Consider the following 20,979-nt stretch of genomic DNA (forward strand, 5'->3'; position numbering starts at 1 on the left):
GCGAGCGATTCGACGAACGGGTGGCGGATTCGAGGTCGTTCGCGCACCCGAGCGTCTCGAGGCCGCGGGTGTGGATGGGGCGAAGAGCCCATTCGCGCCGCGCATCTCCTGATCTTCATCCACGGTCCGAGCGCAGACTCGGCCGCGTTCGAACGAGGGCGCCGGCCGCTGCACCGTCTCCGTGGACGATTCGAATTCGACGAGACCAGCACGTACCTACTCTTTTTCTCACCCGCCGTCGTGAGAGAGCGTATGAAGGCATCGATCGACGCGGTTCGCGTCGCGGGGACCCCGCAGGGACCGGTCCCGGTCGTCGTCCTGGGGGTCGAGGGAGAGACGGACGTGATCCCAATATTCATCGGCTTCGAGGAGGCGACCAGCATCGTCCGCGGCCTCGAGGCCGAAGACATCGGTCGGCCGCTGACCCACGACCTGTTGCTCGACGTGATGGAGGAACTGGGTGGGCGGGTCGACCGCATCGTCGTAAGCGAACTCGCCGACAGTGACGACGGGCAGGGCGGCACCTACATCGCGGACCTGCACGTCCAGACGCCCCGGGAGACGGTCGTCGTCGACGCCAGGCCGAGCGACTCGCTGGCGCTGGCAGCCCGGACGAACGTCCCAATCGAGGTCACCGAAGGCGTCTTCGAGGCCGGACGAGACGACAGCGAGAAGTTCGAACAGTTACAACCCCTCGACGAGACCGGTGACCTGTAAATGGACGACACGCTCGAGGCCCTGTTCGCGGTGATTGAGGATCGCAAAGAAACGCTCCCGGAAGATTCGTACACGGCGTCGCTGTTCACCCACGAAAAGGGAGAAAACGCCGTCCTCGAGAAACTCGGCGAGGAGTCGACAGAACTCGTACTGGCGGCCAAAGACGACGACCGCGAGGAGATTGCCCACGAGGCCGCGGATATCGTTTACCACCTGCTCGTCCTGCTCTCGATGAAGGACGTGGAACTTTCGGAACTCGAGGCGGAACTCGAGGCGCGTCGCTGACGGCCGTTTCTCGTAACTGTGTCTCCGACGACCGTCGCGACGACGCTCACCTTCGTCCGCCACGCCCACTCCCCCTACGTACCGAACCGGGAGGCCGAACGAGGACTCTCCGAGCGAGGGCGTCGCGACGCTGCTCGGGTCGCCGACGTGCTCGCTCGTGACGACCGTACCGTCGACGCCGTCGTCTCGAGCCCCTACGCACGGGCAGTCGAGACCGTCCAGCCGATTGCCGACGCCGCCGGAACGAGCGTCGTCACGGATGACGGGTTTCGGGAGCGGGCGCTGGCGGGGGACCACGTCGAGGACTTCGAGGCGGCGATTGAGCGAGTCTGGACGGAGCCTACGTTCGCCTGGCCGGGTGGCGAATCCAACGACGAGGCGCAGGCGCGCGGCCTCGAGGCCGTCGAGCGAACGCTCGAGCGGTGGCCCGGCGACCACGTGATCGTCGGCACCCACGGCAACCTCCTGGCACTGGTCTTGCGGGCCTACGACGACCGGTACGACTTCGACTTCTGGCGCGAAATGGTGATGCCGGACGTGTACCAGGTGACTTACCGGTGGGGAACCCCGGAGCGGATCGCGAGGATCGACCCCGGTGCTCGAGGCGCCGGCGATTGACGGAACGGGCGCGCCCGCGGGGATTGCCGGTAGAACCGAACGGCTGAGGCCGACGAGCGATCTCCGCAGGGAATCACCAGGAGTCGAGAAATTCGCTGGGCCTCCGGTCCGGAACCACGTCGTCCGGCAAGACGTCCCAGTCGAGGCGCGCCTCGTCCGGATTGATGTCGGTCTCGAACCCGGGGTCGTTGGCCGGCGGGCCGCCGCGTTCGGCCGGAGGCGGCGCGCCATGAGCGTGGGTGCCGTCGGGGTGCGGAACGGTCCAGACGTGCAGCACGCACGGCGTCCGACAGGGGAGTGAGACGTCCCCCTCTCGGTAGTCGCGCTCGTACACCTGGCGGTAGTACTTCCACGCGAAGCGGCCGGGCAGGCCGCGGTGGTAGTGCCAGGGTGAACACCGGTGCCCCGCGGCGGGCGAGTCGTCGGTCGTTTCGTTCTCTGCGTCTTCTCGAGCGTAGAGCACGGGCGGCCGCTCGACCGGGTCGCCGTCGACGGTGGCGATAAACATGACGCCGATGGGTCGCCAGAACTCGTTGTCGACGAGGACCGCCTCGGGACGGTCGGGATCCAGGACGACGTCGTCGCCGATGTGAGCCGGGTGCAGCCAGTGTGACCACCCGTTCTCGGACTCGAGGCGTGCGGCGTCGAAGTAGGGAACGAATCCCCGATCGAGTAGGTCGCCAACGGTGGCGTACTGGTCCTCGATCGCCGCCTTCGCTCGCTCCCTGAGTTCGGCCGTTGTCGGATGGTCGTCCGCACACCCGTCCGTGCTCGCACCGTCGCACGGGGCCGCGTCCGGTTCGATCGTCGCCTCCGGACAGCGTCGACTCGAGCGTTCGGACCGCTTTGCGGTCGCGGTTCCGATCACGGACGAACCGCCCACCGAGGCGGCGGCTGCGAGCAGCGTCCGGCGCCGAATCGTCGGGGTGTCGCGCTTGCGCTCCATGACAATATTTAGCACGACAGTACGAACTGTAAATCGTATCGGCGGTCGATCGAACTGTCGTATCGTCCGAACGGTCACCATCCGCCACCGAACGCCCCTCGCCTATTGCACAGCCAGCGCCGCGTACTGCATATCCCAACCCCGCATACTGCACCTCCGGCTCGACCGAACTCGGATGGCGTCGATTTCGATCACGACCGGCGACGCCGTCAGAACAGATCCTGCGTGATTTCGAGCGTCTCCTCCCGGTCGTCCCAGTCGACGAAGATGGCCACGCTGGTCGCCGAGGTGATGAGGTCGTGGACGTTAATTCGGGCGTCCGCGAGCGGGCCGACGATGCCCTGGATGACCCCCGGCTGGTTCGGGAGTTCGCCGCCGGTGACGCGGACGACGGCGAGTGGGGCGTCGACGGTGACGCTCGAGAGTTCGTTCCGGGCGATGACCTCGCGGTGGAGGATGTTCTCGGCGCGCTCGGAGGCGTCCTCGTCGACGTAGAAGGTCACCGAGTCGAGGCCGCTGGCGACGGCGTCGATGTTGATGTCGCTCTCCCCGAGGGCGGCCGACAACGACTGGAAGACGCCCGGCTTGTTCCGAATCGCGCGCCCGGCGACGGTGAGACAGGCCAGGGGTTCCTCGCGCATGTCCACGAGGCTCTGGAACTGGCCCTCGATGTTCGTCCCGCCGGCCAGCAAGTCGCCGTGCTGGTAGTGGACGACACGAACGCCGAGTTGCCCGTGCTTGTACGAAAGTGCGGAGGGGGCGACGACCTCTGCGCCGCGGAACGAGAGGTTTCGAAGTTCGTCGACGGATATTTCGCCGACGTTGCGGGCGCCCTCGACGACTCGTGGATCGCCCGTCATGACGCCCTCGACGTCGGTCACGATGACGACCTCGTCGGCGTCCATGTAGTTGCCGAGCATGACCGCGGTCGTGTCCGATCCGCCGCGTCCGAGGGTCGTCACGGAACCGTCCGGCCCCTCCGCGAGAAAGCCCGTGATGACCGGCACGGTGTCCCCGAGTTCCGCCGAGAGGGCGGCCGCACGGCGCCTGGTCTCCTCGACGTCGACCTCGCCGAACTCGTCGGTGATGACGGGCCAGCCCTCGCTCCCGGGTTCGTAGAAGGCGGCGTCGACCCCGCGGGCGGAGAGGGCCGCCTTGAGCATCCGGACGGAGGTTCGTTCGCCCATGCTGACGATCTGGGCGCGGTCGGCGTCGTCGGCCTCGAAGGTAATCTCCTCGAGCAGGTCGTCGGTTGTCGAGCCCATGGCGCTGGCGACGACGGCGATCTCGTGGCCGTCGGCGACGGCGGCGGCGATGGAGTCGGCCGCGCGATTGATCCGGTCGCCGCTGCCGAGGCTCGTCCCGCCGAACTTGGCTACGACGCGCATCGACTCACCCGCGCGGTCGACGGCGTCACGGTGGCATCGCTCATATGCCAGACCGTTACCAGAGCGGTCAGATAACTGTGTCCTTCCGTCGCATTTTTACCGTCGTTTAGTCGCCTCGAGCGGCCCTCTAGACCCCCCGTCACTGATCGCGTTTGCCCGTCGAATCGACAAAACCGATCGGCCTCACGTCGAGAGCGACCGAGCTCAGGCCGACGACGGCTCCCGAAAGAATTCGTCGCGCTCGAACGGTTCGTCCTCGCCCTCGACGGCGGTCACGTCCAGGGCCGTCACCTCGGCGCCGACCTCGAGCAAGCCCGCCAGGCTCGGCTCCGTCCGGCCGTTGTCGCCGCTGATGAGTTCCTTGATGTAGAGACCACCCTCCCCGTGGACCGACACCTCCGCGCGGGTCGGCTCGAGCAGGTCGCCCTCGATGGCGTGGACGGTGCGCTCTCGAGTGAGGCTCGCCCGCCGGTGGTCGACCCGCTCGGGCGTGTACTGCTCGAGGGTCGCTCCGTCGAGCGCCTCGAGGGCCGCATCGAACGTCGCCTGGTCGACGGGCTCCTCGAACGCGACCTGTGCCCGGTAGCGCTTGCTCGCGTCGTGTTCCTTGACGCGCTCGACCATCTCGTAGGTCGCCAGGCGCAGTCCCTCGACCTCGACGGACCCGTCGGCGGACTCGTTGATCGCCGCCTCGAGCGCTTCCGGGTCGGGCGATCGTATCCGTGGGTGTTTCACCTCGAGGACGAACGGCCGGCCCGTCCCGAGCATCAGCGCGTCGACGTCCTCCCGGCCGGCGCCGTGGAAGGTGCCGGACTCGCCGTCCATCGCGTCGACGACGTGGGGACGGACGAACTGCTCGACGCTCTCGTCGTAGAGGTAGCCCGAGCCGCCGCAGTACTCGCAGGGCTCCTCGCCCTCGTCGCCGAGCTGGACGCCGTCGCCGCCGCACTCCCGGCAGGGCCACTCCGTCTGGGGGATGTCGCGCTCGAGTTTGCGGTAGCGGCCGTAGACGAACGCGGGGTTGACCTGCAGGTCGACGGCGTGGCTCGTCACGGGTACGCGCGTGTCGTCCGTGCTGGCGCTCGCGCTTTCGCTCTCACCCTCGTTCACGGCCTCGCTCTCGCTCTCCTTCACGGCCTCGAGCACCTCGAACGGATCGAACGCCTCGAGGTCGATCACCGCCAGCACGTCGGGGCGCTCGACCTCGAACGCGGCGCCGGTCCGGGCGCCAACGCGGCGGCCGACCTCGCGGTTGAACTCCCGTTTCAGCGGTTCGCCCGCGTCGAGGTCGAATCCAGCGTCCTCGCGGAGCAGGCGGTCGTTCTCCTCGACCAGCGGCGGAACGCGCGTCCCCACCTGGTAGGTGTCGAAGTCGATTCCCTCGAGGGCCGCGACGACGGTGTCGGCGACGGCTTCGAACGTCCCGCAGTAGCCCTCACAGACCCAGCAGTCGAGCGGGTCGACTGGCTCGAAGTCCTCGTCGTCGGCCAGCGCGACCGTCGTCCGCAGCGCCCGCCCCCGTTCGGCGTTGGTCAGCCCGAAACTCCGGTCGGCGACGGGCCTGCCCAGGCAGGCGTCACAGACCGGTCCCGACGCGAGGAGTGCCCGGGCGTCTTCCGTGAGCGTCATGTCCCGGTATGGGCAGGCCGGGGGTAACACGCTTTCCCTTCCCGTCCGGACTCGAGTCGCGACGAAACCGTGGACCACGAATGGGAAACTGGAGAGCAAAAATCCGACACCCTGCGGAAACCAGTTCACTGATAGGCGATGACTTTTACACGCCTCTGGCCCGTCTCTCCTGTATGACCGACCCACGACCGACCCGTCGCCGCGTCCTCTCGATGGCCGCAACTGGCGCGCTCGCCGCCGTCGCCGGCTGCGCCGAACCCGGCTCCTCCTCGAGCGCGGTGCCGTTCGACCAGGGGAACACGACGGTCGACGTCGACCAGGAAGACCGGGCCGATGGCTCTGCGTACACCGAGGTGTACGAGGCCACGAGCGACGCCGTCACTCTCGTCCGCGTGGCGGAGAACGGCCAGGACGGGAGCCGGATCCCGACACAGGGCGAGGGATCGGGGTTCCTGTACGGCGACGGCTACCTCGTGACCAACGACCACGTCGTCTTCAGCAGCACGGACGTCGACGTCTCCGTCCAGTACGCCGACGGCCGTTGGACGAGTGGTGAGGTGATCGGCACCGACTTCTACAGCGACCTGGCCGTCGTCGAACTCGAGGAGGTTCCCGATTCGGTGACGCCGCTCTCGTTCGCCGAAGAGCGGCCCGTCGTCGGCCAGGAGGTGCTCGCCATCGGCAACCCGGTCCGCCTCGACGGCTCGATGTCCCAGGGCATCGTCAGCGGCGTCAACCGGGCCGTCTCGCCGGGCTGGCACGACTTCTCCTACCCGAACGTCGTCCAGACCGACGCGGCGGTCAACCCCGGCAACAGCGGCGGCCCGCTCGTGGACATGAACGGCGCGGTCGTCGGCGTCGTCCACGCTACCCAGGGCGACAACATCGGCTTCGCCATCTCCGCGGCACTCTCGCGTCGCGTAGTCCCCGCGCTCGTCGATCGAGACGAGTTCCGCCACTCCCACATGGGGATTCGTCTCGTTCCGGTCGACCCCACGCTCGCCGAGGCCAACGACCTCGAGCGCGCTCAGGGGGTGCTGGTGGTCGAGACGCCGGATGGTGGGCCCGCGGACGGCGTCCTCGAGCCGAGCGAGATCGAGAACGTGATTCCGGTCGGCGGCGACGTGATCCGGGAGATCGACGGCGAACCGATCCCGGACAATCACGCGCTCTCGACGTACCTCGCGCTCGAGACCGACCCCGGCGATACGATCGCGATCGTGGTGATGCGCGACGGCGAGGAGCGAACCGTCGAGTTGACCCTCGGCGAGCGACCCGAGCCGGATTTTGGTCCGTTCTGAGTTCGTTCTAAATCCGTTTTGAGCCCGTTCAAACCAAACCGGCTCAAACGAAATCCGCCGATCTCCCGGAGAAGGCAATCCCTACGCTCGAGTGTGCGGTCCTCGCTCGAGTAAGCCACCCGTACAGATCAGTTCTCGTGAGCGTCGGTATCGGTGGACGAACGGAATCGAAACGCTCGGTTGCTGGAGTAAATCCACGACGGACGGCCGTTAACTGGTCGATAACAATAGTGATCGGTGTCGACACTTCGAACTGTCGCTCCCGCCTCAGCCATGAATCCCCCTCACTCGAGCCGTACCGTACCGCCTGCTCGCGCCGGTTCGTTCGACGGGCCCCGCACCCGTCGAGCCACCGACGCGACAGTGACCGCATTCCCCCCGAAACAGGAGATGCCGTGACCATGTACCTCGGAGAGACCGTGACGACCGTCGGGTTCTGGGTCGGCACCCTCCTTCCGTTCGTTTACGTGCCGGTGTTCCTCACCGGCCTTAACTCGACGACCCGACTCGGCGTCTTCTTCGCCCTCGTCGCGTTCAACGTGCTCGCGCTCGTCGTGGGCCACGACTATCAGGGCTCTCAACCCCAGTAGCGGTTTTCCGTTTTCCGATTTCCAGTTCTTCAGTTTCCCAATTTTTCGGTGGGCGATTGATAGTCCTGGGCCGCCAACCACACGACATGCGGGTGTACTGCCAGGGCTGTGCCGGGTGTTGCATCGACTGGCGACCGTTGCTCGAGGGCGATCAGCGAGACACCATCGAGCACGAGCGATGCGGACTCGGTGTCTCGGGTGAGGGGGCTGGGGAAGAAGCGGAGACGGGAGGAGAGACTGCAACAGGAACGGAGACGGAGGCGGAGACGGAGACGAGAACGGATGGCACCCCAATTCGCCGTCGCAGCGCGATCGACGACGTCTACAACCTCGTGCCGCTCACCCGCGACGAGATCCGGGCGTTCCTCGAGGCCGGGTTCGGCGACGTACTGATCCCACGGCTGTGGGAGGCCGACACAGTCGACGAGTCCGTTTCGATCGACGGCTACGACGTCGCTGCCATCGCCGGCCATCCGGCCTTCTTCGTCGGACTCCGGAAGCCGCCGAAGCCGGTCGCTCCTTTCGGCCGCGAGGACGCCGACTGGTTGCCGACCTGTACGTTTCTCGACCCCGAAACCCTCCAGTGTCGCATCCACGGCGGCGACCTGTACCCGAGCGAGTGCGCGGAGTACCCCGCCCACAACGTCGCCCTCGAGCAACAGACCGAGTGCGAACGCGTCGAAGAGGCAATCGGTGGCGAGCGAATACGGTTCGAGGACTCGAGCGACGATGAGCAAGGGAGCAGAAAAAAAGAAGGCGTCACCGTCGACGTCGAAGCCACCGACGGCCTGCTCCTCGGCCCCCAGGCGATCGGCCAGAAGCTGTTCGTCCACCCCGACCCCGACGCCCTCGAGGGACGCCTCGAGCGCCTCGTGTCGGGCGACCTCACGACCGAGGACCGGGCGGCCTTCGTCGCCGTTGCCGCCGCCTCCGCCCCCGGGACGCTCGCGATCTCCGATCATCACTACGACCAGGCGTACGAACAGGTCCTCGAGGCCGGCTCCTGGGCGGGCGCGGCCATCCGCGAGTGGGAACGGCGCGCGTCGGAGACGTCGGCCGACCCGTCCCAGGGCGAGGCCGTCGAAGTCGCTCGCGGCGCTCCCGAGACGCCGGGCTGGCCCGAGTGAGGAGTAGCGACCGCTACGGACGACTCTCGAGGGGCAGTATCGTCGAAAATGGGCCGCAGCCCTCAGTTCGACTTTATCTCGCGGAACTTATCGAGTAGCGCGTCAGCGGAGTCGCCGGAGTCGTACTCGATCGTTCCCTCGTGGATCGTTCGTTCGTCGTCGAAGTCGGTGTCAACCCGGGACACCTGGCGTTCGCGGCGCTCGTGTTCGTCTTCGTCATAGGCACCCATTGACATGGCAAGTACACTCATTGTAGGAACGATCGCCATATGAATGTAACGGTCGTTCACATCACCAGGTCGGAAGAAAGGAAGACGTATGCCGATCCGGGTCGTAGGATCGCTCGTGGCACGGCCGCTTCGCTTTCGATACTCGCCCCAGCGCTGGTCCGACCAGCGCGTCAGACAGGAGATTTTCAACCCACTAAACGGTAACATCGGGGCTCGAGACGCCGGTCCGTGGTACGCCATCGGCGGTCAGTGGGACACCCACCGATTCGAGATGGCCAACGGCGACGTCGCCCTCTTCGCTCGCTCGGACGACGACGCCTACTGGATGGGCAACACCGAGACCCCGTCCTCGCTGTGGCGGACGGACAAGTTCGCCTGGGAAGACGTCCCCTACCAGGTCGCCCGGTGGGCCCAGCGGGAACTCCTCGCGACGCTCCACGAGCGCGAGGCCTGGTTGGCCGACTACCCCTACATCTCGTGGTTCTTCCTCCCGGTGTTCATGTCCAAAGACGGCCGCAAGTCGACGCGAGCGTTCTTCCGGGAGCACGCCGCCGGCTTCCCCGACGCGGGTCGACGCGAGGCGACCCAGTTCATCGAGGAAATCCTCGAGACCGGCGCACTCGACCCCTACCGCGACGTGATGGCGGGCAAACTCGGCACGAGCCCACACGTCGACCGGGTTCGCATGAGCGCGGCGATGGCGGAGTTCATCGCGGCGAAGATCCTCGTCGACGCCGGCTACGAGATCACCCCCGAGATCGAGGTGACGACGGGCCACTCGCTCGACTATCGAGCCGAGGACGCCGCGACCGGCACGAACGTGCTGGTCGAGGTCACCCGACCACAGCCGCCAGCGAACCGCGCTGCCGCCGGCCCTGTCGCTGCCGTCAGGGACACCGCCGAGACGAAGACCAGCGGCCAGCTCGCGAATCACGGCGGCGGCGCGACCCTGTTCGTGGACTGTTCGAGTTTCCCCGACGACGCCTGGGCAGCCGTCCGAGGCGAACAGCCGGACGTTCGCCACCGGCCCGCGGTAGTCTACCGCGCTCGCCCCGACGGGCGCGTCGAGGGGTATCAGAAGGGGTCGGTACCGCTCGACCTCGAGGACGCGATTTCGTTCGTCGACTGACTCTGTATGAGCGAGGTCTCGATACTCGAACGGAACGGATACTCGAGCGAGTCTGATGCTCGGTAACGATCAATTTTCGCTATCCGCCAAAAACGACGGGTTCGAACGGCGTCTAGAACGACATCGGCACGGGCGCGTACGGACTGCCGAGCGGCGTCGGATCCCGGTCGGAGTAACCCACGCGACCGACCGCCTTGTCGCTCACCGCGGAGTAGACTGCCAGCTGGGCGTCGTCGGCGGACTCGAACGTCTCGCTCTCGAGGCGGCCGAGTACGTCGCCGAGTTGCTCGGACCCGTTCGGGAGCTCGAGGTCCCGGTCGCCGTAGGCCTCGATCAGTTCCTCCGTCGTCGCGGGGTACTCGTGGGCGTCGATGAACTCGCTGGTTCGGTTACGGAACATTACAGCCAGACTAACCTGAACAATAATTATAAACATTGTCCATAAACATCTCCCAGGAGGGTCGTATTCCTTTGATTCATTAATGACCCTAGAGTGTAGCCGTCGGTCGGCCCATTTCTCGCACGAGAGGCAATCTACCTATTGGTATATAAAATATAGTAAGGATCTCCGATCGACGTGCTCGTCGATGGCCCTCGAGACGAGCACCCGGCCCGTCCCGAAGGAACTGACAACCGCTTTAACGTCGGCCCGTCAGCACCCACTATGCCCTACGCCGACCTTCACGTTCACACGACGCGCTCGGACGGCAGCCTCGAGCTCGCCGACGTCCCCGCCGCCGCCCGCCGCGCCGACGTCTCCGTTGTCGCCATCACCGACCACGACCGCCTCCAGCCGTTCGACGAAACGGTCGTCGAGCGCGACGGCGTCACGCTCGTCCAGGGGATCGAACTCCGCGTCGAAACCGACGGGGGCCAGCGCGTCGACCTGCTCGGCTACGGCGTCGAGCGAACCGACGCCCTGGTCGCCGAAACCGAACGCATCCAGCGAGATCGGCGCGAACGCGGACGGAGGATCGTCGAGCACGTGGAGGAACGACTGGGGATCGACCTCGGTCTCGAGGTCGACACCGGCTTCGGCCGTCCGCACGTCGCTCGAGCCATCGCTAGCCATCCCGATTCGGGTCACGACTACAGGGGAGCGTTCGACCACCTCATCGGGAACGACGGGCCGTGTTACGTGCCGCGGGACGTCACGTCGTTCTCGGAGGGACGCGAGATCCTCGTCGAGGCCTGTTCGATCGTCTCGCTCGCTCACCCTCTGCGATACCCCGATCCCGAATCCGCACTCGCGCTGGCGGCCGACCTCGACGCCGTCGAGCTGGCCTACCCCTACGGTCGCGAGGTCGACCTCGAGCCGGTCGAGCGAACCATCGAGCGCTACGACCTGCTCGCGACCGGGGGGACGGACGCTCACGAGACGGAACTGGGCGTCGCCGGGTTGTCGCAGGCGGAGTACGAGGCCCTCGAGTTGCCCGTTCCCGTCGAGGGCGTCTGAGGGAGCGGATACTTACGTCTCGGTCTCAGTTCCGGTTTCCTCGGTCTCAGTCTCGGTCTCGGATGGCTCACCCTGCTCGTCTCGAGTCGCCTCCTTCGCATCCTCGAGCCACTCCGGAGCCGTGACGTTCAGGTCAGGGTCACCGACGCGAGCGGTCGACAGTTCGACGACCTCCGTGAACGTCTCCCGTCCGCCGAACTCATACTCCCAGCGAAAGGACGCCACGTAGCCCTCCTCGTGGACGACCGCGCGCATCGAAGCGTTCTCCGTGTTAGAGAAGTTCGAGCTGAGATCGGACGACTCGAGGACGTAGTACGTCTCGCCCTCGCGTTCGGCACGCGCTACAGACACGTTCTCCATCGAGTCGAAACCCTGCTCAACGACGCGCACACCCAGGAATTCCGGGGAGAAACGGGCCGCTCGATCGTAGTGAACTGATCCGTCCGTCCTTCGGGTGCGGAGGTGCGTTTCGTTCGCGTGCCAGACGTCCCGTTGTCTCACGTACCGGGATTTGTTCGCCGTGTCAGCGAAGTCAAAGCGCAAGTGACTGATTACCGGCCCGCCAGCTTCACTGGTCGTGTTCAGTCGGTGCTCACGGACGACCGAGCCGTTCGACCGATAGCTCGTCGTGGTCTGTTCGAGGCTGAACCCTCGCTCGGTGAGCGCATTGGCGTGGGCCCCAGCGAGCTTGTGTGAACTCGTCACGCCCTCGCTAGTGAGTCCTGGAAGCAGTTCGTCCGACTCCGGGGGCTCTGGATCCACTGGCTCGTCGACGCCGTATGGCTCTCGGTCGATCACCTCGACGTCTGCACCGAACGCGCTGCAACCGGCGAGGAGGACGACCAGGAGGATCACGAGACCAGCACGGGAGGCGGTACCTTGCATTACTGACCTGTATTAGTGGTGTTATCTTACACGTTTGGGTTGGGCGCGTCGTGTCGGCGGACATCGGAGTGAGCCCGTCGGACGAGAACGGAGGGTTCAATGCAACTGGTGCCATACAGGGCCGTATGAACTGCCACTACTGCGACCAGGAAGCCGCTTTCGCCGCCGAGTCCGACGGGCTCAGGGTCGGCCTCTGTGAGGAGCACTTCCGGGAGCGGTTGCAGGAGCTCGCCGAGGCAGACGGTCTCGAGACGCTGAAAGAACGAGTCAACGTCGACCGCGCGGAGTGAAAAAGCGCCGTTTGCGCCCTTTTTACGCCGTACGACCCGCGTCTACGTCGATCGCATCTACCGGACAGACGTCGACACAGAGCATGCAGTCGATGCACTGGGCCTCCTTCGTTGGTTCAGCCTTTTGATCGCTCTCGGGGTGACCTGGCGTGTCGACCCAGGTGAAGACGTCGACGGGACAGTCCTCGAGGCAGGCCCCGTCCGCGATGCAGATGTCGTAGTCAACGGCGACGTGGGTGCCGTGGATCCCGAGTTGCTCGGGTTCGTCGACCGGCCCCCAGACGGCGACGCCGTTCTCCTCGCCGACTTTCTCTCGATTCTCGTGGAACTGCGGATCAATGGCCATTGCTAACGTGCACATCGTTCGATGGGCCCTTAACTGTATCCCTCCATTTATATACTCCGTGTCGAAATTTCGAGTTAGGTGTGCCTAAAAGTGCAGGACGGGAACGCCTCTCGAGTTTTTGACGATTCTTCGCGACGGTGGCCTATATATTGGGTGAGAGGGAGTGCCGTCGGTCGATGATCTCAACAGACCGGCTTCGGGTTCGCCCCCAGTCCTTCGAGGGTCTCGACGTACTCGCCGTAGGCCGCCTCGATTGCTCCCGTCGCGGCTTCTTTCGCCCGGTTCCAGTCCTCCTCGGATTCACAGACCGTCGAGAGCGCCTCGAGCGTCGTCTCGCGCTGGGTCTCGAGGTCGTCGCCGAAGTCCCGGAAGACCTGGGCGGTCCGGGGATCGGCGCTGCCGACGAAGAAGCCGACGGTCTGGCTCTTCGAGCGGTCACTGGCGAGGATGCGGCCGAGGAGGCTGCCCAGCCGCGAGACGGTATCCTCTCGCTCGCGAAGGTACTCGTGGAGCGCGGGCGTCTCCGCGTCCTCGGGGTCGTGATCGTCCTCGAGGAGGTCGGTGACGGTCTCGTAGTGGTCGCGCTCGTCGCTCGCGGCCGCGGCGAAGGCCCGGCGAGCGCCGTCGTGGGGTTCGTCGTCGACCCACGCCTCGAACGTCTGCCAGGCGGCGTACTCGGCATCCGCGGCCGCCCGGAGGACGGGTTCGGTGTCGATGTCGCCCTCGGTCGCGGCGTATAGCGACTTCGAGGAGCCGAGTCGCGAGAGGGGAGTCCGGTTCTCGTCTTCGATGGTCTCGAGGAACGTGTCGGTGTCGGTCATGAGTCTACGTGAACGATAGACGCGGAGAATCGTGTTTCTATCGCCGTGATCGGCGAGAGGCGCTCACGACGGCGGACGAATTTAGCGGGTTCGGTCTCGTTCAGCTCCCGTCGCCGGTCTCGATTGGCGCGTTGACGAGGTTGCCCCACTCGGTCCAGGAGCCGTCGTAGTTGACGGCGTCCTCGTAGCCCAGCAGTTCGTGCAGCGCGAACCAGGCGACCGAGGAGCGCTCGCCGATGCGGCAGTAGGCGACGGTCGTCTCGTCGCCATCGATGCCCTCCTCGGCGTACAGTTCCTCGAGTTCGTCGCGGCTCTTGAACGTGCCGTCGTCGTCGGTCACGGCCGCCCAGGAGATGTTCTTCGCGCCGGGGACGTGGCCGCCACGCTGGGCGGTCTCCTGCAGTCCCGGGGGCGCGAGGACTTCGCCGGAGAACTCCTCGGGCGAGCGGACGTCGACGAGCGGGAGGCCCTTGTCGATGGCGTTCTCGACGTCGTCGCGGTAGGCGCGGATGGACTCGCGCGGGCCGGAGGCGTCGTACTCGACGGCGGAGAACTCGGGAACCTCGTCGGTCGTCGGGTAGTCGTTCTCGAGCCAGTACTCGCGGCCGCCGTCGAGCAGGCGGACGTCGTCGTGGCCGTAGTACTTGAACTGCCAGTAGGTGTAGGCGGCGAACCAGTTGGCGTTGTCGCCGTACAGGACGACCGTCGAGTCGTCGCTGACGCCGTGACTGCCCAGCAGGTCCTCGAAGTCCTCCTTCGAGAGGATGTCGCGCGTCGTCTGGTCCTGGAGCTGGGTCTCCCAGTTGAACCCGATAGCACCGGGAGCGTGGCTCTCGTCGTAGGCCTCGGTGTCTACGTCGACCTCGAGCAGCCGGTACTCGGGGTCGTCGCTCTCGAACTGGTCGAGTCGGTCGGCCACCCAGTCGGCGGTGACCAGGACGTCGTTGGCGTAGGTGTCGTCTGCCATGGTCGGTACTATGGGGACGGCACGGAAAGCGACTGGCGAATCGGCCAATACGGTCGTCGCTCGACCATACTGGCCAATCTTGCCGCCACTTCGAAGCGCCTCGGGACCGCGACGGGCGTTCTCGAGACGTTTCCGACCGATCGAGTCCGGGGTTCGGAAATTGTTGCCGCTACCTCGGTCAGACGGGGACACCTGCCGTGATCGGTGGTCTCTGGAGCCTCGACAACGAATCCTCGTCGATGAGCGAGACCATCGTCGCCTCGGTCGACTGGCTCGAAGCCCACCAGGAGGACCCGTCGGTCCGCCTCCTCGACGTGCGAGACGCCTGGGAGTTCGACGGCATCGGTCACCTTCCGGGAGCGGTGAACCTCCCGTTCGACGAGTTTCGCGACCGCGAGAGCGACGACCCGGGGACGCTTCCGGGGCAATCGGTCATCGAATCCCTCCTGGGTTCGGCTGGCGTCGAGCCCACGGATACCGTGGTCGTCTACGACGACACCTACGGCGTCTTCGCCGCCCGGGTGCTCGTCACTCTCCAGCTCTACGGTCACGAGGACGTCCGCCTGCTCGAGACCGATTACAGCGGCTGGGCCCGCGAGCACGAGACGTCCCAGGAGACCGAGACGGTCACCGAGACGACCTACGACGCACGATCGCTCGACCTCGAGTCGAGCCCCTTGGTCGACGCCGAGACCATCGAGGCTGTGCTCGAGGAACCCGACTCGGACGATCACGTCCTGGTCGATACGCGCGAGCGCGAGGAGTTCGAGACGGGGCACCTGCCGGGGGCCGTCCGCTTCGACTGGCGCTCGACCGTCGACGAGGACCGCCGTCGGCTCAAATCCAGGGACGACCTCGAAGACCTGTTCGCCGACTACGGGATCACGCCCGACAGACGGGTGATCCTCTACTGCAACACGGCGCGCCGGATCAGCCACACGTACGTCGTCCTCCGGTGGCTCGGGTTCGATCGGGTCGGCTTCTACGAGGGGAGCCTGACCGAGTGGGAAGCTCGAGACGGCGTGATCGAGCGGGGAGCGAGCGGGTGAGCGTACGTCCACGAGCACGTGAGCGTACGACGCGAAACCGGGCCGTGTGGAGGCGTCCCGCACGGACAAAGGGCTTAACCGGCCCGACGAAGTACACACGAGGCATGCAGCACGTGAAGATTCCGCAGGACCGGATCGGCGTCCTCATCGGCGAGGGTGGCGAGACGATGCGTCGGATCGAGTCCGAAGCCGAGGTCCGTCTCGACATCGACTCCGAGAACGGGTCGGTCGCGGTCGAGACCGTCGGCGACCCCGTTCGCGGCCTCAAGGGGCCCGAAATCGTCCGGGCCATCGGCCGCGGGTTCGCCCCCGACGACGCGCTCCGTCTGCTCGCCGACGACATGATGCTCTTCGATCTGGTCGACATCGACGCTGCCGCCCGCAACAAGAACGACCTCCAGCGACAGAAAGGCCGACTCATCGGCGAGGGTGGGCGCACGCGCGAACTCATGGAGGAACTCTCGGGCGCCTCGGTCGTCATCTACGGGTCGACGCTCGGCATCATCGGGACGCCCCCGGAGGTCGACGCCGCCCGGACTGCGGCCGAGATGTTGCTCGACGGCGCCCCCCACGGCGCGGTCTACTCGTTCCTCGAGGACCGGCACAACGAGATGAAACACCAGGGAATGCAGTACCACCGCTTCCCCGGCGGCGAATCCTGAACGTCCTTCACCGTCGCATCCGTTCGTTCTTCGCTGCGTTCCCTCGCCGCAGTTTGCCTCGCTCGAACCGTAGCGCTCGAGCGCCCACTCACTCGAACCGCAGGAACCGTCGATCGTACTCGGGGTCGCCGGTCCGCGGATGGAGCAAGACGAACGAGCGCGGCGGAAGCTCCGTCAGTTCCCGCGGGAAGCCCGCCAGCTCCTCGTGCCAGCCGACGTCCCCCCGTCGGGCAGAGACGACCGTGACGAGGTCGTTCGAGCCGGCCTGCGCGGCGAGAGTCCGGCGTAGTTCGTCCCACGAACCCACCGTTTCGAACGTTCCCGACAGCTCCGGTTCGACGAAGTCGAACAGGCGTTCGTACTGCCGCCCCCGACCGCCGACCGCGAGGACGGTCGGCGAGACCCCGAGATCGCTCGCCAGTTTCTTGACGTGGTAGACGCTCTCGAAGAACCCTTCGTGGTGGTCGATTCCCTGCGGGAGCACGACGAACAGTTCCTCGGTTGTGTTGATAGGCGTGTCCAGCTGAGCGACGTGGACCGGGAGTTCCGTCCCCTGAAGCACGCGATCGATCACGTTTCCGAACATCCACCGGCTGATCGATTGGGACGGAGACCACCCGATCAAGACGAGGTCCGCCCGCGTCTCGAGCGCGCCGTTGACGATTCCCGACGCGGGGTTGTGATTGACCCGGACCTCCGTGTCAACGGGAATTTCTGCCCCACTTCCCATGCCCGCCAGTTCGTCCAGGTCGGCCTGGACGTCCTCGACCACGTCGTCCGTATCCTCCTCGCCGGGCGAGACGACCGTGAGCAGGTGGATCGGGTCCGAAGCCGACGATTCCCGGAGCAAGAACGCGAACTCGAGCAACTGTCGCTGTCGCTCCCCGACGTGAGTAACTGGCAACAGAATTCGGGATGCGATGTCGAAGTCCCCCTCGGGATCGATTTCGCTCGCGAGTGCGAGTCGGTTCCCCGCTCGCTTCGTTGCCCACGGGCTCAGGATGGCTGTCACCAGCAACATCAATACCACGGCGTTGAGGATCGCTGCGTCGAACAACCCCGCGTCGTAGCCGATGAGCGTGATGGCGAGAGCCGCCGCGGCCTGTCCGATCGAGAGTCCGAAGATCACACCTCGCTCCTCCGAAGTGTAACCCTGCACCCGACTGACGAGCCACGCGGCGACCCATTTCAGCGCCACCATGACTCCGATGATGACCGCCGCGACGAACAGCGTCCGCGTTCCCGAGAAGAGGACCGAGAAGTCGACGAACATCCCGACGTGTAACAGGAAAAACGGGATGAAAAGCGCGTTCCCGACGAACTCTATTCGTCGCATCAGCGTCCCGGCTTCCGGTACGAGCCGGTTGAGCGCCAGGCCGCCGACGAACGCGCCGAGGATCGCCGCAACCTCGAGCAGTTCGGCGATACTCGCCGCTGCGAAGAAGACGAGGGCGACGAAGAGGAACTCGAAGTAACTCTCCTCGCTGAAGTTCTGGAAGAACCATCGCGCAATCGGGGGAACGACGAGCCAGATGCCGCCGATCAGGACTACGAGCGTGAGAACCTTCGAGAGCGCGACGAGAAGGCTCAGCTCACCTTGTTCGACGGCCGCCCTGACGAGCGCGAGAACGAGGAGCGCGAGCGTGTCAGTGAAGAGAATACCGCCGAAAACGGCGGTGACGGCCCGGTTTTTGGTAATCCCGTATTGGTTAACGACCGGATAGGCGAGCAGCGTGTGCGAGGCGAACACCGCAGCCAGGAGCAATCCCGCTAGTACGTCCAGTCCCAACACGACGATCACGAGCGCCGATCCGGCGATAAATGGAAGTCCGAAGCTCACAAGCCCGAATAGTGCTGCACTCCGGGGATCCTCGAGAAACCGGCGAAGGTCGAGTTCGAGTCCGACGGTAAACAGCAAGTAGATGAGTCCGACGTTCCCGAGGAGCACGATCGCGTCGCTATGGGCGACGAGATTCGTTCCGCCCGGCCCGAGGATCGCACCCGCCAGAACGATGCCGACGATGCCCGGCTGACCGAGTCGTCGCATCACCAGCGGGCCGAACAGAAACGTCGCCAGCGCGACGGTGAAGACCATTACGGGCTCCTCGAGCGGCAAATTCGGAACCGTGACAACTCCGGGATGACCGGAAGAGAGGGGGACGAGCATCGGAAAACTGATTACCAATTTTTTGGCGAAGCGAATCGATCCACGTTTTCAACGGTTTTCGGCTCGTTTTTCGGTTAATCGGAATTAACAGTGTCGTTTCATCCCGGCCGCTACTGCGCGCTCGCCCCTGCTTTAGCCGTGCAGTTTCCTCACGAGTCTATCTATTTTGGGCGTGTCGCTCGTGAGGCTACCTGGTGATTGATTCACAGATGCCGGCTTTAGCCCGTTCTCGGGCGACCTCGTCGCGTCTACATCCACTCACTGGCTGTATCGGACTCGTCGACGGCGAGTACGTCGACTACGTCGGCGACGTGATCGACCTCGAGCGATTCAACCGGGCGCCCGCCGAGGCGCGAACCGATCGGTAACTCGTAGCGATTAGTTCCACGATATTGCCCGAGCGGCTGTGACGTCCACACGTATATAGTCACGATACTCATCGTTCGGAAACGCAAGACTCGAGCGTTGTGTCTCGAGTTGACAAACTCGATAGCGAAGTTTTTATATAGAATAGCAAACAATCCATCTATGACTATGTCACAGCAGCAAATGGGCAACCAGCCCCTCATCGTACTCTCCGACGACAGCCAGCGGACGTCCGGCAAGGACGCACAGTCGATGAACATCACGGCCGGGAAAGCCGTCGCCCAGGCGGTACGCACGACACTCGGCCCGAAGGGGATGGACAAGATGCTCGTCGACTCGACGGGCAACGTCGTCGTCACGAACGACGGCGTCACGCTCCTCACGGAGATGGAAATCGATCACCCCGCCGCCAACATGATCGTCGAAGTCTCCGAGACCCAGGAGGAGGAAGTCGGCGACGGCACCACCTCCGCCGTCGTCGTCGCCGGTGAACTGCTCAAGCGCGCCGAGGACCTCCTCGAGCAGGACATCCACGCCACGACCCTCGCTCAGGGGTACCGCCAGGCCGCCGAGAAAGCCGGCGAGGCCCTCGAGGAGATCGCCATCGACGTCGACGAGGACGACGACGAAATCCTCGAGCAGATCGCCGCGACGGCGATGACCGGCAAGGGCGCCGAGAACGCGAAGGATCTCCTCTCGGAACTCGTCGTCCGCGCGGTCCAGACCGTCGCCGACGAGGACGGCGTCGACACAGACAACGTCAAGGTCGAGAAGGTCGTCGGCGGCTCCGTCGAGAACTCCGAACTCGTCGAGGGCGTCATCATCGACAAGGAGCGCGTCAGCGACAGCATGCCCTACTTCGCCGAGGACGCCAACGTCGCTCTCATCGACGGTGCCCTCGAGATCAAGGAAACCGAGATCGACGCCGAGGTCAACGTCACCGACCCCGACCAGCTCCAGCAGTTCCTCGAGCAGGAAGAGGCCCAGCTCAAGGAGATGGTCGACCAGCTCGTCGACGTCGGCGCCGACGTCGTCTTCGTCGACGGTGGCATCGACGACATGGCCCAGCACTACCTCGCCGAGGAGGGCATCATCGCGCTCCGCCGGGTCAAGTCCAGCGACATGAACCGCCTGGCCCGCTCGACCGGCGCTCGAGCCGTCAACAGCGTCGACGACCTCACCGAGGACCACCTCGGCTTCGCCGGTAGCGTCGCCCAGAAGGACGTCGCCGGCGACCAGCGCCTCTTCGTCGAGGACGTCGAGGACGCGAAGGCCGTCACCCTCATCCTCCGCGGCGGCACCGAGCACGTCATCGACGAGATCGACCGCGCCATCGAGGACTCCCTGGGCGTCGTCCGCACGACGCTCGAGGACGGCAAGGTCGTCGCTGGCGGCGGCGCCCCCGAGGTCGAACTCTCGCTAGCCCTGCGCGACTTCGCCGACTCCGTCGGCGGCCGCGAACAGCTGGCCATCGAGGCCTTCGCGGACGCGCTGGAAGTCATCCCGCGCACGCTCGCCGAGAACGCCGGACTCGACCCCATCGACTCCCTGGTCGAGCTTCGCAGCGCCCACGACGGCGGCGACACGGCCGCCGGACTGGACGCCTACACCGGCGAGACTATCGATATGGCCGAGGAGGGCGTCTACGAGCCCCTGCGCGTCAAGACCCAGGCCATCGAGTCGGCCACCGAGGCCGCCGTCATGCTGCTGCGCATCGACGACGTGATCGCCGCCGGCGAGCTGAAGGGCGGTAGCAGCGACGACGACGAGGACGAGATGCCACCCGGCGGCGGTATGGGTGGCGGCATGGGCGGCATGGGCGGTATGGGTGGCATGGGCGGCGCGATGTAAGCGAGGCCAGCACCACCACTCCCCATCACTGCCGCTCTCGAGTACCGCCCGCGTAGTCGGCCCGTATTTTCCGATTTTCGTATCTGACAACGGTTCGTTTGGCGTCCTCGATTCGTCGAGGACACCTCGAAACCCAACTATAAATCCTATAGTTATAAT

The 20,979-nt window shown here is 65.5% G+C and carries 23 protein-coding genes; 13 read left to right on the plus strand and 10 right to left on the minus strand.

Annotated elements, in window-relative coordinates; all coding sequences use genetic code 11:
• Positions 1 to 252 precede the first annotated feature (252 nt).
• From ACFQO4_RS09795 to ACFQO4_RS09805, 3 genes are read left to right on the plus strand one after another with little or no spacing between them, the layout of a single operon-like run.
• Positions 253 to 717 carry a bifunctional nuclease family protein gene (locus ACFQO4_RS09795; protein ID WP_500260738.1) on the plus strand — a complete coding sequence of 155 codons (465 nt, stop codon included), beginning with the start codon at positions 253 to 255 and terminating at the stop codon, positions 715 to 717.
• The gene (gene hisE, locus ACFQO4_RS09800) at positions 718 to 1,002 is read left to right on the plus strand and encodes a phosphoribosyl-ATP diphosphatase (RefSeq protein ID WP_500194661.1); all 285 of its coding nucleotides are present in this window, start codon (positions 718 to 720) and stop codon (positions 1,000 to 1,002) included.
• Between the two features lie 18 nt (positions 1,003 to 1,020).
• A complete protein-coding gene (locus tag ACFQO4_RS09805) occupies positions 1,021 to 1,620 on the plus strand; it encodes a histidine phosphatase family protein (RefSeq protein WP_500260739.1) in 600 nt (199 codons plus the stop codon).
• A gap of 73 nt (positions 1,621 to 1,693) precedes the next feature.
• Here ACFQO4_RS09805 and ACFQO4_RS09810 read toward each other — a convergent pair whose 3' ends face one another.
• From ACFQO4_RS09810 to ACFQO4_RS09820, 3 genes are all read right to left on the minus strand, one after another.
• A complete protein-coding gene (locus ACFQO4_RS09810; RefSeq protein WP_500260740.1) occupies positions 1,694 to 2,566 on the minus strand; it encodes a hypothetical protein in 873 nt (290 codons plus the stop codon).
• A gap of 209 nt (positions 2,567 to 2,775) precedes the next feature.
• On the minus strand, positions 2,776 to 3,954 hold the full coding sequence (locus tag ACFQO4_RS09815) for an aspartate kinase (protein WP_500260741.1): 1,179 nt from the start codon (positions 3,952 to 3,954) through the stop codon (positions 2,776 to 2,778).
• A gap of 204 nt (positions 3,955 to 4,158) precedes the next feature.
• Entirely contained in the window at positions 4,159 to 5,583 is a 1,425-nt protein-coding gene (locus ACFQO4_RS09820; protein WP_500260742.1) for a tRNA pseudouridine(54/55) synthase Pus10, read from the minus strand.
• 173 nt (positions 5,584 to 5,756) lie between these two features.
• On the opposite strand from ACFQO4_RS09820, the gene ACFQO4_RS09825 reads away from it, so the two are divergent.
• The 3 genes from ACFQO4_RS09825 to ACFQO4_RS09835 all read left to right on the plus strand — a co-directional run bounded on the left by ACFQO4_RS09825 (position 5,757) and on the right by ACFQO4_RS09835 (position 8,601).
• The gene (locus ACFQO4_RS09825; protein WP_500260743.1) at positions 5,757 to 6,884 is read left to right on the plus strand and encodes a S1C family serine protease; all 1,128 of its coding nucleotides are present in this window, start codon (positions 5,757 to 5,759) and stop codon (positions 6,882 to 6,884) included.
• Between the two features lie 401 nt (positions 6,885 to 7,285).
• Positions 7,286 to 7,474 (plus strand): DUF8028 family protein, encoded by a 189-nt coding sequence (locus ACFQO4_RS09830; RefSeq protein WP_500260744.1) that lies wholly within the window; start codon positions 7,286 to 7,288, stop codon positions 7,472 to 7,474.
• 86 nt (positions 7,475 to 7,560) lie between these two features.
• A complete protein-coding gene (locus tag ACFQO4_RS09835) occupies positions 7,561 to 8,601 on the plus strand; it encodes a YkgJ family cysteine cluster protein (RefSeq protein WP_500260745.1) in 1,041 nt (346 codons plus the stop codon).
• Between the two features lie 62 nt (positions 8,602 to 8,663).
• On the opposite strand, the gene ACFQO4_RS09840 is transcribed toward ACFQO4_RS09835, so the two are convergent.
• Positions 8,664 to 8,837, minus strand: a complete 174-nt coding sequence (locus ACFQO4_RS09840; RefSeq protein ID WP_253438040.1) for a DUF5786 family protein — start codon at positions 8,835 to 8,837, stop codon at positions 8,664 to 8,666.
• 109 nt (positions 8,838 to 8,946) lie between these two features.
• On the opposite strand from ACFQO4_RS09840, the gene ACFQO4_RS09845 reads away from it, so the two are divergent.
• Positions 8,947 to 9,960, plus strand: a complete 1,014-nt coding sequence (locus ACFQO4_RS09845) for a DUF5784 family protein (protein ID WP_500260746.1) — start codon at positions 8,947 to 8,949, stop codon at positions 9,958 to 9,960.
• 112 nt (positions 9,961 to 10,072) lie between these two features.
• Here ACFQO4_RS09845 and ACFQO4_RS09850 read toward each other — a convergent pair whose 3' ends face one another.
• A complete protein-coding gene (locus ACFQO4_RS09850; RefSeq protein ID WP_500260747.1) occupies positions 10,073 to 10,360 on the minus strand; it encodes a DUF5789 family protein in 288 nt (95 codons plus the stop codon).
• Between the two features lie 264 nt (positions 10,361 to 10,624).
• Here ACFQO4_RS09850 and ACFQO4_RS09855 point away from each other — a divergent pair, with 264 nt between their 5' ends.
• Positions 10,625 to 11,416 carry a PHP domain-containing protein gene (locus ACFQO4_RS09855; RefSeq protein WP_500260748.1) on the plus strand — a complete coding sequence of 264 codons (792 nt, stop codon included), beginning with the start codon at positions 10,625 to 10,627 and terminating at the stop codon, positions 11,414 to 11,416.
• Positions 11,417 to 11,428: 12 nt separating this feature from the next.
• Here the strand turns inward: ACFQO4_RS09855 and ACFQO4_RS09860 are convergent, their stop codons facing one another.
• Positions 11,429 to 12,301, minus strand: a complete 873-nt coding sequence (locus tag ACFQO4_RS09860; protein ID WP_500260749.1) for a hypothetical protein — start codon at positions 12,299 to 12,301, stop codon at positions 11,429 to 11,431.
• 125 nt (positions 12,302 to 12,426) lie between these two features.
• On the opposite strand from ACFQO4_RS09860, the gene ACFQO4_RS09865 reads away from it, so the two are divergent.
• On the plus strand, positions 12,427 to 12,591 hold the full coding sequence (locus ACFQO4_RS09865) for a DUF6757 family protein (protein WP_253430648.1): 165 nt from the start codon (positions 12,427 to 12,429) through the stop codon (positions 12,589 to 12,591).
• Positions 12,592 to 12,613: 22 nt separating this feature from the next.
• Here the strand turns inward: ACFQO4_RS09865 and ACFQO4_RS09870 are convergent, their stop codons facing one another.
• From ACFQO4_RS09870 to ACFQO4_RS09880, 3 genes are all read right to left on the minus strand, one after another.
• Positions 12,614 to 12,937: a 4Fe-4S dicluster domain-containing protein gene (locus ACFQO4_RS09870; RefSeq protein ID WP_253430650.1), complete on the minus strand. Its 324-nt coding sequence runs from the start codon at positions 12,935 to 12,937 to the stop codon at positions 12,614 to 12,616.
• Positions 12,938 to 13,119: 182 nt separating this feature from the next.
• A complete protein-coding gene (locus ACFQO4_RS09875) occupies positions 13,120 to 13,758 on the minus strand; it encodes a rubrerythrin family protein (RefSeq protein WP_500260750.1) in 639 nt (212 codons plus the stop codon).
• A gap of 100 nt (positions 13,759 to 13,858) precedes the next feature.
• Entirely contained in the window at positions 13,859 to 14,725 is an 867-nt protein-coding gene (locus ACFQO4_RS09880) for a sulfurtransferase (RefSeq protein WP_500260751.1), read from the minus strand.
• Positions 14,726 to 14,964: 239 nt separating this feature from the next.
• Here ACFQO4_RS09880 and ACFQO4_RS09885 point away from each other — a divergent pair, with 239 nt between their 5' ends.
• Complete coding sequence (locus tag ACFQO4_RS09885; protein ID WP_500260752.1) at positions 14,965 to 15,774, plus strand: sulfurtransferase; 810 nt, start codon at positions 14,965 to 14,967, stop codon at positions 15,772 to 15,774.
• Between the two features lie 104 nt (positions 15,775 to 15,878).
• Entirely contained in the window at positions 15,879 to 16,436 is a 558-nt protein-coding gene (locus ACFQO4_RS09890; protein ID WP_254158441.1) for a KH domain-containing protein, read from the plus strand.
• Positions 16,437 to 16,524: 88 nt separating this feature from the next.
• On the opposite strand, the gene ACFQO4_RS09895 is transcribed toward ACFQO4_RS09890, so the two are convergent.
• Entirely contained in the window at positions 16,525 to 18,531 is a 2,007-nt protein-coding gene (locus ACFQO4_RS09895; RefSeq protein WP_500260753.1) for a cation:proton antiporter domain-containing protein, read from the minus strand.
• 281 nt (positions 18,532 to 18,812) lie between these two features.
• Between ACFQO4_RS09895 and ACFQO4_RS09900 the strand changes: the two genes are divergently transcribed.
• Both ACFQO4_RS09900 and thsA read left to right on the plus strand, forming a co-directional pair.
• Positions 18,813 to 18,971: a hypothetical protein gene (locus ACFQO4_RS09900; protein ID WP_500260754.1), complete on the plus strand. Its 159-nt coding sequence runs from the start codon at positions 18,813 to 18,815 to the stop codon at positions 18,969 to 18,971.
• Positions 18,972 to 19,152: 181 nt separating this feature from the next.
• Positions 19,153 to 20,820, plus strand: a complete 1,668-nt coding sequence (gene thsA, locus ACFQO4_RS09905) for a thermosome subunit alpha (protein ID WP_500261175.1) — start codon at positions 19,153 to 19,155, stop codon at positions 20,818 to 20,820.
• Positions 20,821 to 20,979 lie beyond the last annotated feature (159 nt).

Origin of the sequence: Saliphagus sp. GCM10025334 (assembly GCF_042663485.1) — an archaeon.
Taxonomy (GTDB): Archaea; Halobacteriota; Halobacteria; order Halobacteriales; family Natrialbaceae; genus Natronosalvus.